The sequence below is a fragment of the Acidocella sp. MX-AZ02 genome (assembly GCF_000306035.1).
In the GTDB taxonomy this organism is placed as follows: domain Bacteria; phylum Pseudomonadota; class Alphaproteobacteria; order Acetobacterales; family Acetobacteraceae; genus Acidocella; species Acidocella facilis.
This window is the reverse complement of record NZ_JH976208.1, coordinates 509979-523935: the sequence shown is the minus strand read 5'-3', so window position 1 is coordinate 523935 and position 13957 is coordinate 509979. Positions and strand designations below refer to the sequence as shown.

General features: G+C 65.4%; 15 protein-coding genes. 8 read left to right on the top strand and 7 right to left on the bottom strand.

Annotation, left to right across the window (positions count from 1 at the left end; genetic code table 11):
• Positions 1–388: 388 nt before the first annotated feature.
• Positions 389–1804 (bottom strand): helix-turn-helix transcriptional regulator, encoded by a 1416-nt coding sequence (locus tag MXAZACID_RS10740; protein WP_008494366.1) that lies wholly within the window; start codon positions 1802–1804, stop codon positions 389–391.
• 117 nt (positions 1805–1921) lie between these two features.
• Here MXAZACID_RS10740 and prpC point away from each other — a divergent pair, with 117 nt between their 5' ends.
• The 3 genes from prpC (at position 1922) to MXAZACID_RS10725 (ending at position 4649) form a co-directional block, all read left to right on the top strand.
• Positions 1922–3070, top strand: a complete 1149-nt coding sequence (gene prpC / locus MXAZACID_RS10735; RefSeq protein WP_008494365.1) for a 2-methylcitrate synthase — start codon at positions 1922–1924, stop codon at positions 3068–3070.
• A 148-nt stretch (positions 3071–3218) separates the two neighbouring features.
• Positions 3219–4136, top strand: coding sequence for a methylisocitrate lyase (gene prpB / locus MXAZACID_RS10730; protein ID WP_008494364.1), 918 nt, complete (start codon positions 3219–3221; stop codon positions 4134–4136).
• Positions 4137–4172: 36 nt separating this feature from the next.
• Positions 4173–4649 (top strand): Fur family transcriptional regulator, encoded by a 477-nt coding sequence (locus MXAZACID_RS10725; protein ID WP_026439745.1) that lies wholly within the window; start codon positions 4173–4175, stop codon positions 4647–4649.
• Positions 4650–4659: 10 nt separating this feature from the next.
• Here the strand turns inward: MXAZACID_RS10725 and MXAZACID_RS10720 are convergent, their stop codons facing one another.
• The 6 genes from MXAZACID_RS10720 to MXAZACID_RS10695 all read right to left on the bottom strand — a co-directional run bounded on the left by MXAZACID_RS10720 (position 4660) and on the right by MXAZACID_RS10695 (position 9343).
• Positions 4660–5430, bottom strand: a complete 771-nt coding sequence (locus MXAZACID_RS10720) for a metal ABC transporter permease (RefSeq protein ID WP_008494362.1) — start codon at positions 5428–5430, stop codon at positions 4660–4662.
• Positions 5427–6254, bottom strand: a complete 828-nt coding sequence (locus MXAZACID_RS10715; protein WP_240376619.1) for a metal ABC transporter permease — start codon at positions 6252–6254, stop codon at positions 5427–5429. Before MXAZACID_RS10715 ends, MXAZACID_RS10720 begins: the two co-directional genes overlap by 4 nt.
• Position 6255: 1 nt before the next feature.
• Positions 6256–7062: a metal ABC transporter ATP-binding protein gene (locus MXAZACID_RS10710; RefSeq protein WP_039885301.1), complete on the bottom strand. Its 807-nt coding sequence runs from the start codon at positions 7060–7062 to the stop codon at positions 6256–6258.
• Between the two features lie 242 nt (positions 7063–7304).
• Entirely contained in the window at positions 7305–8171 is an 867-nt protein-coding gene (locus MXAZACID_RS10705) for a metal ABC transporter solute-binding protein, Zn/Mn family (protein WP_008494357.1), read from the bottom strand.
• Between the two features lie 64 nt (positions 8172–8235).
• Positions 8236–8829: a helix-turn-helix domain-containing protein gene (locus MXAZACID_RS10700; RefSeq protein ID WP_008494356.1), complete on the bottom strand. Its 594-nt coding sequence runs from the start codon at positions 8827–8829 to the stop codon at positions 8236–8238.
• Between the two features lie 103 nt (positions 8830–8932).
• Entirely contained in the window at positions 8933–9343 is a 411-nt protein-coding gene (locus MXAZACID_RS10695; protein ID WP_008494355.1) for a transcriptional regulator, read from the bottom strand.
• Positions 9344–9559: 216 nt separating this feature from the next.
• Here MXAZACID_RS10695 and MXAZACID_RS10690 point away from each other — a divergent pair, with 216 nt between their 5' ends.
• The 5 genes from MXAZACID_RS10690 (at position 9560) to fixJ (ending at position 13846) form a co-directional block, all read left to right on the top strand.
• Positions 9560–10375 carry an ABC transporter substrate-binding protein gene (locus MXAZACID_RS10690; protein WP_008494354.1) on the top strand — a complete coding sequence of 272 codons (816 nt, stop codon included), beginning with the start codon at positions 9560–9562 and terminating at the stop codon, positions 10373–10375.
• 64 nt (positions 10376–10439) lie between these two features.
• A complete protein-coding gene (locus tag MXAZACID_RS10685) occupies positions 10440–11150 on the top strand; it encodes an ABC transporter permease (RefSeq protein WP_008494353.1) in 711 nt (236 codons plus the stop codon).
• The gene (hisM, locus tag MXAZACID_RS10680; RefSeq protein ID WP_008494352.1) at positions 11147–11851 is read left to right on the top strand and encodes a histidine ABC transporter permease HisM; all 705 of its coding nucleotides are present in this window, start codon (positions 11147–11149) and stop codon (positions 11849–11851) included. The genes MXAZACID_RS10685 and hisM overlap by 4 nt, the downstream gene beginning before the upstream one ends.
• Positions 11852–12101: 250 nt before the next feature.
• Positions 12102–13238 (top strand): sensor histidine kinase, encoded by a 1137-nt coding sequence (locus MXAZACID_RS10675; RefSeq protein WP_008494351.1) that lies wholly within the window; start codon positions 12102–12104, stop codon positions 13236–13238.
• The gene (fixJ, locus tag MXAZACID_RS10670; RefSeq protein ID WP_008494349.1) at positions 13235–13846 is read left to right on the top strand and encodes a response regulator FixJ; all 612 of its coding nucleotides are present in this window, start codon (positions 13235–13237) and stop codon (positions 13844–13846) included. The genes MXAZACID_RS10675 and fixJ overlap by 4 nt, the downstream gene beginning before the upstream one ends.
• The last annotated feature ends 111 nt before the right edge of the window (positions 13847–13957 follow it).

Genomic DNA, 13957 nt, shown 5'->3' with positions numbered 1-13957 from the left:
GCCATGCGCCATGGCCAGCCGGGCCGGGCGATGCGCACAGCCTGCAGCCGGTCCGCTTCCGCCGCGCGCAGCCGCGACAGCTCAGGTGCCAGCGCCACGCCAACCAGGCGCAGCCGCGCCGCCGCCCCGGTCATGCCGCCAAATACCCGATTTCAAATGCGCCGATCACCCGAAAATGCTACCAGGGCTTAACCGCGCGGTGCAATGATCGTGATGATCTCGGCCCAGGAACAATCTTCATCCGCATCGTCCTGTGGCGCTGAATGGCTTCTGTGATGCGATGGCCAGTTGCGGATCCGCGCATCGGTTCTGGTAGAGAAAGACGTGGGGTGTTTTTGCCCCCCACCCCGAAAATTTTGTGCCTGTGCTGCTGGGATTTGCAATGGCCTCAGCCGCCTGCAACCTCACTCTTCAGCCGATACGGCACCACGCCGCGCGCGGCCGTGCCGGTATCCAGCGCCGCGCCCAGCGGCGGCACCGAGCGGTGGCGGCAATCGGTCCGCGAACAAGCCCGGCAGCCCGGGCCGATCGGCTCCGCCGCCTTGGCATTGCCGAGATCCAGCCCCGCCGCATACACTGTCTGCGCCGCATGGCGGGTCTCGCAGCCCAGCACCACCGCCACCGCGCGTGGCCGGGAGAGGTAAGACCCGCCGCCCCGCCCCACCGTGCGGGCGATGTTGAGATAGATCGCGTCATCCGGCGTGCGCGCCAGCTGCACCAGGATTTCGCCAGGATGCGAAAACGCCCGGTACACATTCCAGAGCGGGCACGGCCCGCCGAACTGCGCGAACTGAAAGCGCGTGGCGGAGGAGCGCTTGAGCACATTCCCGGCAATGTCGGTCTTGGCGAAAAAGAACGGGATCCCCGGCAGGTCCGGCCGCTGCAGGGTGGAAAGCCGGTGGCAGACCTGCTCGAAACTCGCCCCGAACTGGCGCTGCAGGCGCTGGATATCGTAGCGCGCCGTTCTGGCCGCATCGTGAAACCGGCCATAAGGCAGCACCAGCGCCCCGGCGAAATAATTCACCAGCGCCAGCCGCGCCAGGCCGTACGTCTCCTCGGCCGAAAACCGCACCCGGCGCAGCTCCGCCTCGATCGCCCGCTCCTGCTCCAGCCGGGCGATCACATGCGCCAGCCAGAACATCTCGCTCTCCGGCGCCGCCTCGGCGGCCAGATGCAGCGCCTTGGCACGGCGATTGAGCCGCCAGAACATCCCCTCCGCCAGCAGGCCGGGCGCCGCACTCACCGAAATCCCGTGGGCGTCGCGCAGATACCGGCGCAGATCCTCGCGCAACGTCAGCGGCGAAAACCCTTGCCCCTCGAACAGCGCCTCCGCCGCCCGGTCCAGCGCCTCGAAATGGTTGCGGCGGGACTGCACCCAGTCGCGCACCTCGTCATAGGGAAATAACGGCAGACTGGCCGGGGCGTGGGCCAGGGCGGCGCGCTGCGAGTCGTAGGCCCGGTAGAGGGTCGCGAACGCTTCCGCCAGATGCGGCGCGCCGCGCACCAGCGCCTCGATCTGCGCTGGCGCGCCGGGATGGGCGCGAAATAGCGGGTCGGCCAGATCCTCGCGCAATTGCTGCGCCAGCCTGGCATCCTCGCCATCCTGGAAATAGCTGCTTGGCAAATCCAGCCTGGCCGCCGCACGGGCCAGCAGCCGGGCGGTCAGCGGCCGCTGCTCCGCCTCGATCTGGTTGAGATAGCTGGGCGAAATCCCCAATTCCACGGCGAGCGCCCGCTGCGTCAGCCCGGCGCGCTCGCGGGCCTGGCGCAGCCTCGTCCCTGCGAAGATTTTTGGCGCTTTCATACGTTTAAATTTGCAAAATTAACAAAATCCGTCCAGCGCCTTCGCATCATTCCTCTGGACGCGTCGCACCCATAGGATATCTCCAACGCAAACGCCCAAGCCGCAGGAGAGAATGCGATGAACGATACCGCCACGCTGCCGAAGCCGAAGAAATCCGTCGCCCTGTCCGGCATCGCCGCCGGCAATACCGCGCTTTGCACCGTCGGGCGCACCGGCAATGACCTGCATTATCGCGGCTATGACATTCTGGATTTCGCCGAGGCGGCGGAATTCGAGGAAATCGCGCATCTGCTGGTCCATGGCACGCTGCCGAACAAGGCCGCGCTCGCCGCCTACAAAACCAAGCTGCGGGCGATGCGCGGCATCCCCGCTGCCGCCCGCGCGGTGCTGGAGCAGATCCCCGCCAGCGCGCATCCGATGGATGTGATGCGCTCTTACGTCTCCGTGCTCGGCACCATCCTGCCCGAGGCGCATGACCATAACCAGCCGGGGGCGAAGGACATCGCGGACCGGCTGATGGCTTCGCTCGGATCGGCGCTGCTCTATTGGTATCATTATTCCACCAACGGCAAACGCATCGAGGTCGAGACCGAGGATGACAGCATCGGCGGGCATTTCCTGCGGCTGCTGCATGGGCGTAGCCCCTCCAAGAGCTGGGTGCGGGCGATGCATACCTCGCTGATCCTCTATGCCGAGCATGAGTTCAACGCCTCCACCTTCACCGCGCGGGTCATCGCCGGCACCGGCTCGGATATGTATTCGGCGCTGACCGGCGGTATCGGCGCGCTGCGCGGCCCCAAACATGGCGGCGCCAATGAATTCGCCTTCGAGGTGCAGAAGCGCTACGCGACCCCGGACGAGGCGGAGGCTGATATCCGCGCGCGGATGGAGAAGAAGGAGGTCATTATCGGCTTCGGCCATCCGGTCTATACCATCGCCGACCCGCGGAATGTGGTGATCAAGCGTGTCGCCCGGCAGCTTTCGGAGGAGGCGGGCAGCACCGCCATGTTCGATATCGCGGCGCGGATTGAGGCGGTGATGATGGAGGCGAAGAAGATGTTCCCGAACCTGGATTGGTTCTCCGCTGTCTCCTATCACATGATGGGGGTGCCGACGCTGATGTTCACGCCGCTTTTCGTCATTGCCCGCACCGCCGGCTGGAGCGCGCATGTGATCGAGCAGCGGATTGATGGCAAGATCATCCGCCCTTCGGCCAACTATACCGGGCCGGAGAATCTGCCGTTCGTGAAGCTTGAGGATCGGTAGCAAAAGTTTTTTGGTGCCGCTTTTTTTCAAAAAAGCGGCGAAAGACCGTGACGTATGGCAACGCCACCGCCACCCCCACACATTTTGCAGCCCTTTTTGAAAAAAGGGCTGCACCCCAAAAACTTTTATAATTTTGGAGCGTGCCGCGATGACCTATTTGAGCGCTGAATCCTATTCCAACGTCCCCGCCGGCGAGCGTTTCCGCGCCCTGCTCGCCCGCCCCGGCATTCTCGGCATTCCCGGCACCCATAACGGCCTCGCCGCCCAGCAATCCAAAGACGCCGGCTTCGAGGCCGCCTATCTCTCCGGCGCCGCGATGACCGCCTCGATGGGCCTGCCCGATCTCGGCATCATCACCGTCGATGAAGTCTGCTTCTTCATCCGCCAGGTCGCCCGCGCCTCCGGCCTGCCGGTGCTGGTGGATGGCGATACCGGCTATGGCGAGGCGCTGAACGTCATGCACATGGTCCGCAGCTTCGAGGATGCCGGTGCCGCCGCGGTGCATCTGGAAGACCAGATCCTGCCAAAGAAATGCGGCCATCTGAACGACAAGAAAATCGCCCCGGCGCAGGATATGGCGGCGAAGATCGCCGCCGCCCGGCATGCGCGCCGGCATCTCTACATCATCGCCCGCACCGATGCCGCCGCCTCGGAGGGTATCGACGGCGCGGTGGCGCGGGCCAAACTCTATATGGAAGCCGGCGCCGATGCGATCTTCCCCGAGGCGCTGAACACCGAGGAGATGTTCCGCGAATTCGCGAGACGCATGCAGGGCACGCCTTTGCTCGCCAACATGACCGAATTCGGCCGCACCCCCTTCTATACCAAGGAACAGTTCGAGGATTTCGGCTATAAGATGGTGATCTGGCCGGTCACTTCGCTGCGCGTCGCCGCCCTGGCGCAGGAGAAGCTCTACAAGGCCATCGCCAAGGATGGCGGGGCGCAGAATTGCGTCGAGCAGATGCTCACCCGCAAGGATCTCTACGCCACCATCGATTATGCCGGGTTCGAGGCGCTGGATGCGACCATCGTGAAAACCATCATCCCCGAAGCCATGCCGCAATAGATGGCCCAGGCGGCATGGATACACTATATCCTCTCCATGCCGCACGATGCCGCCCCACCCCACGAGACCGAGATTGCCGCCCGGATCAAGGCCGCGGAGGCCACCTGCGCGCAGCACGGCACCCAGCTCACCGCCCTGCGGCGGGAGGTGCTGGAGCTGATCCTGCAGGCCAGCGCGCCGGTGACGGCCTATCAGCTGCTCGACCAGCTGAAGCCGATCCGCAAATCCGCGGTGCCGCCGACCATTTATCGCTCGCTGGAATTTCTGCTGGAAAACCGGCTGATCCACCGGATCGAGCGGCTGAACGCCTTCGTGCCCTGCGCCGAGGCGGACCATCATCATGACGACGCGCAGTTTCTGATCTGCAAACGTTGCGGCGCGGTGACGGAGATCGAGGATCACGCGGTCTCGCACGCCCTGGCCAGTGCCGCCGCGCGGCAGGGGTTTTCCATCAGCCGCGCCGTCATCGAAGTCGAAGGGCTGTGCGCCAACTGCGCCGAACAGCCGGCCTGAACCGGCGCTGTCAGGCCCGCGTCATCCGCGCCGCCAAATAAACCAAAGCCGCGCCCACCCCGGTGAAAAACCCTATCGGCCAGTCGCTGACATACGCCAACGCCAGCGAGACCGAGGACAGCCCCAGCGCCAAGCCCATCGAGAGCAGGAACGCCCCGCCCGGCCGGGCACAGAGCCGCGATGCCGCCGCCCCTGGCCCCAGCATCAGGCTGAACACCAGCAGCGCCCCGGTCACCGGCACCGCGAAGCCCGCCGCCAACGCCAGCAGCGCCAGGAACAGAAATTCCAACAGGGCCGGGTTGCCGCCTTGCACGCGGGTCAGCTCCGGGGAGAGGGCGGAGAGGCTGAGCGGGCGCATCGCCCCCCACAGCGCCACCGGCACACAGAGCCCGATGGCCCCCAGCACCGGCAGATCCGCCGGACCGAGCGCGAAGACCTGCCCGAATAGCAGCCCATAGACCGACCCGGCATAATGGCCGGACAGCGAGAGGAACAACGCCCCCAGCGCCAGCAGACCGGAGAGCAGCAAGGCGGTGGCGGAATCCCGCCGGGCGCGGCGCTGCATCAGCGCCAGCAGCCCGGCCCCGCCGAGCGCGAAGCCGCCCAACCCCAGCCAGAGCGGAAAGCCGAACAGGCTGGCCGCCGCCGCGCCTGGAAAGGCCGCCATCGGAAGCGAATGCGCGGCGAAGCCAGCGCGGCGGACCACCACGAAATATCCCGCCGCTCCGGCCGCCAGCGCCACCAGGCTGGTGGCCAGCCAGATTTCCGCCAGCCAGCTCATGCCCTGCGCCCCCAGCGCGCCGCCTCATGAAACAGAAACAGCAGCGCGACGATGAAGAAGCTCACCGGCCAGGTCCGCCCCGGGATCCAGCCATAAGAAGCATAAGCCAACACCACCCCGCCCCAGCAGGCGGCCAGCCCCAACCCCATCGAGAGCAGCACCGCCCGCAATGGCGAGCCGGCCAGCCGCAAGGCGCTCGCCGCCGGGCCGATCAGCAGGGCTGTGGCCAGAATCGCGCCGATGGTCATCGCCGCCAGCGTCACCCCCAGCGCCAGCAGCGCCAGAAATGCGAATCCGAGGGCACGCACCGGCAGCTTCGCCACAAGCGCCAGCTCGGCATCAAATGTGGCCAGCAGCAGCGGCCGAGCGATGAGCACCAGCCCCAGCAGGCACAGCCCCGCCAGCCCACTGGCCCAGAGCGCGGTGCCGGGCGGGGCGGAGAACATCGCCCCGAACATCACCGCCTGCGCCGCCCCGGAGGCTCCATGGCCAGTCAGGCAAAAATGCAGCAAAAGCGCCGTCACCCCCAACCCGGCGCCGAGCAAGATGCCCGCCGCCTCATCCCGCGCCGCCGCCCGCCGTGGCTGCAGCAGCTCCAGCGCCCCCACCCCGGCGATGCCGAACAGCAGAAACCCCAGCAGCGGCGAAATCCCGAACAAGAGCGCGCCCGCCCCGCCGGCAGAGCTGACATCAGCAAGCGCATGGCCGGCAAAAGCCTGGCCGCGCAGCACGGTGAATACCCCCAGCGCGCCGCAGAGCAGCCCGGCCGCCGCACTCAGCAGCAGCGCGGTCTGCACCGGCCCGCTTTGCAGAAACGCCATCATCTTACGGGATGGCCGTCACGTGCGCGGCCTCGCATTCCGCGCAGCACGCCTCGTCCTCCGGTTCGAACCCGCCTTGCCCGGCCACCACCAGCACCCGCCCATGCACGCGGATCACGTCGATATGGTAGCCATAGAGCTTCGAGAGCACTTCCGTGCGCACCACCTTCTCCACTGGCCCGCAGATCGCCCTGCCATTGGCGACATAAAGAATGCGGTCCATCACCGGCAACAGCGGGTTCATGTCATGCGCACAGAGCAGCACGCTCATCCGCCGCTCCCGGCAGAGCCGGCGCAGCAGCGCTACGATCTCGGCGGCGGCCTTGATGTCCAGATTGGCCAGCGGCTCGTCCAGCAGCAGCAATTCCGGCTGGCGCACCAGCGCATGGGCGATCAGCACACGCTGCTGCTGCCCGCCCGAAAGCCGGCCGATGCGCTGCTCGGCGAAGCCCTCCGCCTCCACCGCCTGCAAGGCGGCCGCCACCGCCGCGCGCCGGGCGCGCGAGGGCAGCGCGAAGCCGAATTTATGCCCATCCAGCCCCAGCGCCACGAAATCCTTCGCCCGCACCGGCAGATCCGGCTCCAGCACGATTTTCTGCGGCACATAGCCGATCCGCCCGCCGGCCTGGATCTGCCCGGAGGCGGGCAGCAGCCCCAGAATCGCGCGCAGCAGCGTGGTTTTGCCAGCACCGTTGGCGCCGATCAGCCCGCAGAAACTGCCCCGCGGCAGCGCGAAGCTGATATTGCGCAGCACCTCGCGCCCGCCATGGGCGACGGCCAGATCGGTAACTTCGAGTGCCGGCTGATCCACCAATGAGTCCTTGAATAAAAAACAAAAAGTTTTTTGGTGCCGCTTTTTTTCAAAAAAGCGGCAAAAACCGTGACGTGTGGCAACGCGATTGCCACCCCCCAGGCCTTCGTGGGGACTTTTTGAAAAAAGTCCCCACCCCTCCGACGGCCTTCCACCGCCGCTACGCAGCGGCGGAACCTTCGCCGCCTACGCCCCCCAAAAACTTTCGCTACTTCAGAGCGGGGCGTTGAAAGGTCAAGCCCTTACTTCGCGGCCAGCGCCCGATTCAGCGCCGTCGTCGCCTGCAGCATCCAGTCCTGGTAATGCTTGGCGCTGCTCGGCATCAGCTCATAGACCGGCACAATCTGCACCTGGTGCTGCCTGGCCAGCGCCAGCAGCGCCTCGGTCTGCGGGTCCGTCACCTGCTCATTATAGGCAAAGAGCTTCACCTTGTTGTCGCGCAGCAGCGCCTCTTCCGCCGCCACATCCTGCGGCGCCGGATCGGTATCGTTCATCACCGACAGCTCATAGGAAAACGGCGTCATGATCTTCAACCCGGCCTCCTGCAGCAGATCATCCGCCACCGGCTCCGTCACCGCCACCGGCGCGCCCGCATAATCCTCCTTCACCTTGGCGATCTCCGCCTTCCACGGCGCCAGCGCGGCATCGAAAGCTTTCAGATTGGCCTGATACTGCGCCTTGTGCGCCGGGTCCTTGGCCTCGAAAAACGCCGCCGCGGCGGCCGCCACGGCCGGCATCGTATCGGTGCGGTACCAGAGATGCGGGTTGGGCGTGCTATCGGGCAGCTTCAGCAGCGCCTGCGCGCTCAACAGCTTGGCATGGCCGCCCTTCAGCAGCTGCGCCGCCCAGGAATCGTAGCCCAGCCCGTTTTCCACCACCAGATCGGCCTTGCGGAACTGTGCGGCGATACGCGGCGTCGCCTCGAACTCATGCGGATCGGTGTTCGGATCGGACTGGATCGCGCTCACCTTTACATAAGGCCCGCCGATCTGCGCCAGCACGTCCGCATATTGATTTTCCAGCCCGACCGCATGCAGCACGGGCTGCGCCATCGCCAGATGCCCGGCCAGGCCAAAAACCAGCGCCAAACCGATACGATGAAACAGCATACGCCAACTCCCAAACGTCACGTCTGGGATTGATATATTATATCATCTCATTCGTCCAGCCTGTTTAGCGGGTCAGCGCCTCCAGCCGGGATTTGTCGAGAAACTGGATCCGCCGCGCCGAGATCAGCTTCACCACCCCGTCGCGCTCCAGCTGCGACAAGGTGCGGGAAATGGTCTCGATCGTCAGCCCGAGATAATCGGCGATATCCTGGCGCGAGGTCACCAGCTCCACCACCGGCCCCAGGGCGGGCAGGTCGAGCAGGAAATGCGCCAGCTTCTGCGGCGCGTTGCAGCGGCCGAGCAGCAGCGCATGGGTCTGGGCGCGCTGCAGCGCCTGCATGGCGTAATGATAAAGCTGCGCCGCTTCCTGCGGGTCGCTCTGCAGGGCCGGCTGGCGCAGCGCCACCAGCGTGCAGTCGCTCACCGCTTCGGCACAGAGCGTGTGCACGCCGTTCAGCTCGAAGCCAAACACATCGCCCGGCCGGTAGAAGGCATCGATATGCCGGCGCCCATCCGCCTGGAAGGCGCAGGCCCGCACCAGCCCGGAGACGACCCGGTACATGCAGCGCGCCGCATCACCCTGGCTGAAGACACTCGCCTCCGCCGCCACATGCAGAACCGGGGCGGCGTGCTGCGGGGCCGGACGGCCCGGCACCATCGGTGGGACCCGAAATTGCGGCGCTTGCGACCTCATTATGGTGACTGACATTTTGCGATCCCCTCAAAGACAGAGGGATCTAGCGCCGCGCCGCGCCGCCTCGCTATCCGGTTTGTTCCTTAAGGGATTCTACGTAGTCCCGCCGCCCCGGCACGCAGGCGACGATGGTCTCCACCAGCACATCGCCCTGCACCGGGGTTTCCAGCACCAGCCACACCCCGGCCGCCCGGGCCTGCGCCTGCATCTGCGGCGAGAGAGACGGCGCCAGCAGCAGCACCCTGGCCGCCACGCCCGCCTGGCGCACCAAGGCGGCCAGGGCGCAGCCATCCAGCTGCGGCGGCGCATGGCGCAGCACCAGACAGACGGCGAGGGACAGATCCCGCCGCGCCAGCAACGCGCTCCCACTGGCGCAGAGCCCGACCTCCACCCCTTCCAGCGCCAGCGCGAAACGCAAGGCCTGGCCCACCGGCTCCTCATCCGAATGCACCAGCACCAGCGGCCGTGACTCGGCCATATGCTCCCAACCCCTCTTCAACGCTGCGCTGCCGCCTCAACAGGCATTTTCGCCCTCACCTTGTCCGCCCCGCCCGGCATCTGCCTTGATACACCGCAACTTCACGACGTTTTGAACCGCAAACAGGTGATTGCGCTGTGATTTTAATCGGGTAATGTCATTGAAACCGCATCCCGGCAGGCGGGCCGGGGCGGTCTGTCAAACATGGGAGACAACATGAAAAAATTCCTCGCGCCGGCCATTGCCGCCGCCTGTCTGCTCGCCGGCCTGGCGCCCGTGGCCGCCTCGGCCAAGGACTTCAAGGAAATCAAGTTCGGCGTCGACGCCACCTACCCGCCCTTCGAGAGCCTCTCCTCCTCGGGCCAGTTCCAGGGTTTCGACATCGATCTCGGCAACGCCATCTGCGCCGAGCTGAAGGTGAAATGCGTGTTCGTGAGCCAGTCCTTCGACGGCATCATCCCGGCGCTGGAAGCCCGCAAGTTCGACGCGATCCTGTCCTCGATGACCGTCACCCCGGAGCGCGCCAAGCAGGTCGCCTTCTCCTCCGAGATGTATGACGAGCCGACCAGCCTGATCGCCAAGAAGGGCTCCGGCCTGCAACCGACCGCGGCGAGCCTGAAGGGCAAGACCGTCGGCGTCGAGGCCGGCACCATCCAGGAGACCTATGCCAAGACCTACTGGCAGCCGAACGGCGTCAACGTCGTCTCCTATCAGGGCCAGGATCAGGTCTATGCCGATCTGCTCTCCGGCCGTCTGGATGCCTCTCTGCAGGATAGCGTCGAGGCCGATTACGGCTTCCTGAAGACCCCGAAGGGCGCTGATTACGCGCTGGCCGGCAATGTCACCTCCGATCCGAAGGACGTGCTGGGCTCCTACATCGCCATCGGCGTGCGCAAGGACGAGCCGGCGCTGCTGAAGAAGATCGACTGGGCGATCGCGCAGATCCACAAGAACGGCACCTACAAGAAGCTGCAGGCGAAGTATTTCAACTTCAGCATCTACAACGCCGCCGCCGCCAAGCAGGCGCCCTGATTCTCAAGACCATCCGGCCCCGGCATCTTTGCGCCGGGGCCGGCTTTCGCTACAGGGCTGGAGCATGTTCAATCTCGGTGGCTACGGGCCGCAACTTCTCGCCGGCACCATCACGACGATCGAGCTCTCATTGCTCTCGCTCGTGGTCTCTTTCCTGCTCGGCCTCATCGGCGCCTCGGCGAAGCTCTCCAGGAACCGCACCGCCCGGACCCTGGCCACGCTCTACACCACCCTGATCCGCGGCGTGCCCGACCTGGTGCTGATGCTGCTGATTTTCTATTCGCTGCAGATCTGGATCAACGATCTCACCGACTGGATCGATAATCTGCAAAACGCGGTGGATCTGGAATTCAATCTCGACCCGTTCACCAGCGGCGTCATCACGCTGGGCTTCATCTATGGCGCCTATTTCACCGAAACCTTTCGCGGCGCCTTCATGGCGGTGCCCAAGGGCCAGTTGGAAGCCGCGCGGGCGTTCGGCATGCGCCCCTTCCTGGTCTTTCGCCGGGTGCTGTTCCCGCAGATGATGCGCTACGCCCTGCCCGGCCTTGGCAATAACTGGCAGGTGATCCTGAAAGCCACCGCCCTGGTCTCGATCATCGGCCTCACCGATGTGGTGAAAATCGCCCAGCAGGCCGGCGAGGCCACCTTCGAAACCTTCTACTTCATCAGCATCGCCGGGGCGGTCTATCTGGTGCTCACCATCATCTCCAACGGCGTGCTGCTGCTGCTGGAGCGCAAATACATGATCGGCGTGCGCAAGGCGGTGCTATGATCTATATTCTCCAGCATTACGGCCTGGCGCTGCTGGTCTCCGACGGCTACCAGATGACCGGCGTGGCGATGACGTTGTGGCTGCTGATCATCTCATGCGCCATCGGCTTCTGCCTGGCGCTGCCCCTGGCGATCGCGCGCAATTCCAAAAATCCGCTGATCTGGGGCCCGGTCTGGCTCTATGGCTTCATCTTTCGCGGCACCCCGCTCTATGTCCAGCTGCTGCTGATCTATACCGGCATTTATGGGCTGCATTTCGTCCATGACACGCCGCCGCTGGCGCATTTCTTCCGCTCCGCGCTGAACTGCACCCTGCTCTCCTTCGCGCTGAATACCGGCGCCTACACGACCGAGATTTTCTACGGTGCCATCCGTGACACCGCCTTTGGCGAGGTCGAGGCCGGGCGCGCCTATGGCATGTCGCGCGCCACACTCTACCGGCGCATCATCATCCCCTCCGCGCTGCGCCGCGCCTTGCCGATGTACAGCAATGAGGTGATCCTGATGCTGCACGCCACCACCTTGGCCTTTACCGCCACGGTGCCGGACATTCTGAAAGTGGCCAATGACGCTTATACCGCCACCTACGCGCCGTTCGATGCGTTCGGGCTGGCGGCGATGATCTATCTCTGCATTTCCTTCACCCTGATCTTCTGCTTCCGCCGGGCAGAGCGGCATTTCCTGGCGCATCTGGGCACTTAAAGCCCTTTAAAATGATCAAAAGTTTTTGGGGGTGCGGGGACTTTTTTCAAAAAGTCCCCACAAACGTCTGGGGTGGAGGCACCGGCGTCGCCTCCACCCCAGACGTTTTCGCCGCCTTTTTTTGGACAAAAGGCGGCACCCAAAAAACTTTTACAACTTTTTTCAGCGGGCTGTTTCAGGCACCGCCTTCGGTTGTGTTTCGCTGCCGGCCCGGGTTAGAGTGGCTGCACAACAACGCCACCAGGGGAGCATGAAGACCAAGCCCTCCACCCATGCCCCGGCAGACGCCGCCTGGCTGGACCGCGAAGCGCATCTGCGCTCCATCCTGGAGACCGTGCCCGACGCCATGGTGGTGATCGACGGGCAGGGCGACATCATCTCTTTCTCCGCCGCCGCCGAAAAGCTCTTCGGCTACCAGGAGGCCGAGCTCACCGGCCGCAATGTCAGCCTGCTGATGCCCTCCCCCTATCGCGAGCAGCATGACCAATATCTCTCCCGCTACCTCACCACCGGCGAGAAACGCATCATCGGCGCCTCACGCGTGGTAATGGGCCAGCGCCGCGATGCCACCACCTTCCCGATGGAGCTCTATATCGGCGAGGCGGCGATGGGGGCGCGGCGCGTCTTCACCGGCTTCGTGCGCGACCTCACCGAGCGCCAGGAAACCCAGGCAAGGCTGCATGAGCTGCAATCCGAGCTCGCCCATATGTCGCGCTTCACCGCCATGGGCGAGATGGCCTCCACCCTGGCGCATGAGCTGAACCAACCGCTCACCGCCATCGCCACCTATCTCAGCGGCTGCAAACGCCTGCTGGCGCGCGGCGCTGCCGACCCGGCGCTGCTGCAGGACGGCATCGAGCGCGCCGCCGAGCAGGCGCTGCGGGCCGGGCAGATTATCCGCCGCCTGCGCGACTTCGTCACCCGCGGCGCCACCGAGCGCCAGCGCGAAACCCTGCCCAAGCTGATCGAGGAAGCCAGCGCCCTGGCGCTGATCGGGGCGCGCGAAAGCGGGGTGCATGTCGGCTTCAGCTTCCATCCGGACTGCCCCGTCGTCATCGCCGACAAGGTGCAGATCCAGCAGGTGCTGGTGAACCTGATCCGCAACGCGATGGAGGCGATGCAGGGCAGTGAAGTCAAAACCCTGCAGATCGAGACCGCCCCGCTGCCCGATGGGATGGTGCGCATCTCAGTCGCCGATACCGGCCCCGGCATCGCCCCGGAGGTCGCGGCCCAGCTCTTCCAGCCTTTCGTTACCACCAAGGCGAGCGGCATGGGGGTGGGGCTTTCGGTCTCGCGCACCATCATCGAGGCGCATGGTGGCAAGCTCTGGGCAGAGCCGCGCCCCGGCGGCGGCACCCTCTTCGCCTTCACCTTGTGCACCGCATGAGCACCAACATCGTCCATCTCATCGATGATGACGAGGCGGTGCGCGCCGCTCTGGTGTTTCTGCTGGCCAGCGCCGGCCACAGCGTGCGCGCCTACGACTCGGCCAGCGCCTTCCTGGACAGCCCCGTCCCGCTCGCCCCGGGCTGCATCGTCACCGATGTAAGGATGCCGGGTTTGAGCGGGCTGGATCTGCAACGCACCCTCACCGAACGGCGGATCTTCCTGCCGGTCATCGTCATCACCGGCCATGGCGACGTGCCGCTGGCGGTGGCGGCGATGAAGAACGGGGCGGTGGATTTCATCGAGAAGCCCTTCTCGGACGACACCCTGCTGGCGGCGGTGGAGGAAGGCTTCGCCCGCCAGGCCCGCGCCCTGGCCGGCGCGGCGGATGCCGAGGCCATCCTCGCCCGGCTGCGCCGCCTCACCCCGCGCGAGGCGGAGGTGCTGGACGGGCTGGTGCAGGGGCTGCCGAATAAGAGCATCGCCTATGACCTCAAGATCAGCGCCCGCACGGTGGAAATCCACCGCGCCAACCTGATGGAGAAGATGCAGGCCGGCAGCCTGCCGGATCTGGTCCGCATGGTGCTCACCGCCCGCGCCGCACCCTGACCGCCCCCGCTAGAGCAACATCCGATCAAACGGACTCGTTTGATCGGATAAAGTTGCTCGCTCGAACAAAAAGCGAGAGCGTGTTCCGTGCACCAACGTGAACGGAATACG

Excerpts from the sequence above, each read along its gene's own strand:
- MXAZACID_RS10715 (WP_240376619.1), bottom strand. The coding sequence starts at position 6,254 with ATGATGGCGTTTCTGCAAAGCGGGCCGGTGCAGACCGCGCTGCTGCTG.
- MXAZACID_RS10675 (WP_008494351.1), top strand. The coding sequence starts at position 12,102 with ATGAAGACCAAGCCCTCCACCCATGCCCCGGCAGACGCCGCCTGGCTG.
- fixJ (WP_008494349.1), top strand. The coding sequence starts at position 13,235 with ATGAGCACCAACATCGTCCATCTCATCGATGATGACGAGGCGGTGCGC.
- MXAZACID_RS10720 (WP_008494362.1), bottom strand. The coding sequence starts at position 5,430 with ATGAGCTGGCTGGCGGAAATCTGGCTGGCCACCAGCCTGGTGGCGCTG.
- hisM (WP_008494352.1), top strand. The coding sequence starts at position 11,147 with ATGATCTATATTCTCCAGCATTACGGCCTGGCGCTGCTGGTCTCCGAC.
- MXAZACID_RS10705 (WP_008494357.1), bottom strand. The coding sequence starts at position 8,171 with ATGCTGTTTCATCGTATCGGTTTGGCGCTGGTTTTTGGCCTGGCCGGG.
- prpC (WP_008494365.1), top strand. The coding sequence starts at position 1,922 with ATGAACGATACCGCCACGCTGCCGAAGCCGAAGAAATCCGTCGCCCTG.
- MXAZACID_RS10700 (WP_008494356.1), bottom strand. The coding sequence starts at position 8,829 with ATGGTGCCGGGCCGTCCGGCCCCGCAGCACGCCGCCCCGGTTCTGCAT.
- MXAZACID_RS10695 (WP_008494355.1), bottom strand. The coding sequence starts at position 9,343 with ATGGCCGAGTCACGGCCGCTGGTGCTGGTGCATTCGGATGAGGAGCCG.
- prpB (WP_008494364.1), top strand. The coding sequence starts at position 3,219 with ATGACCTATTTGAGCGCTGAATCCTATTCCAACGTCCCCGCCGGCGAG.
- MXAZACID_RS10740 (WP_008494366.1), bottom strand. The coding sequence starts at position 1,804 with ATGAAAGCGCCAAAAATCTTCGCAGGGACGAGGCTGCGCCAGGCCCGC.
- MXAZACID_RS10725 (WP_026439745.1), top strand. The coding sequence starts at position 4,173 with ATGCCGCACGATGCCGCCCCACCCCACGAGACCGAGATTGCCGCCCGG.
- MXAZACID_RS10690 (WP_008494354.1), top strand. The coding sequence starts at position 9,560 with ATGAAAAAATTCCTCGCGCCGGCCATTGCCGCCGCCTGTCTGCTCGCC.
- MXAZACID_RS10685 (WP_008494353.1), top strand. The coding sequence starts at position 10,440 with ATGTTCAATCTCGGTGGCTACGGGCCGCAACTTCTCGCCGGCACCATC.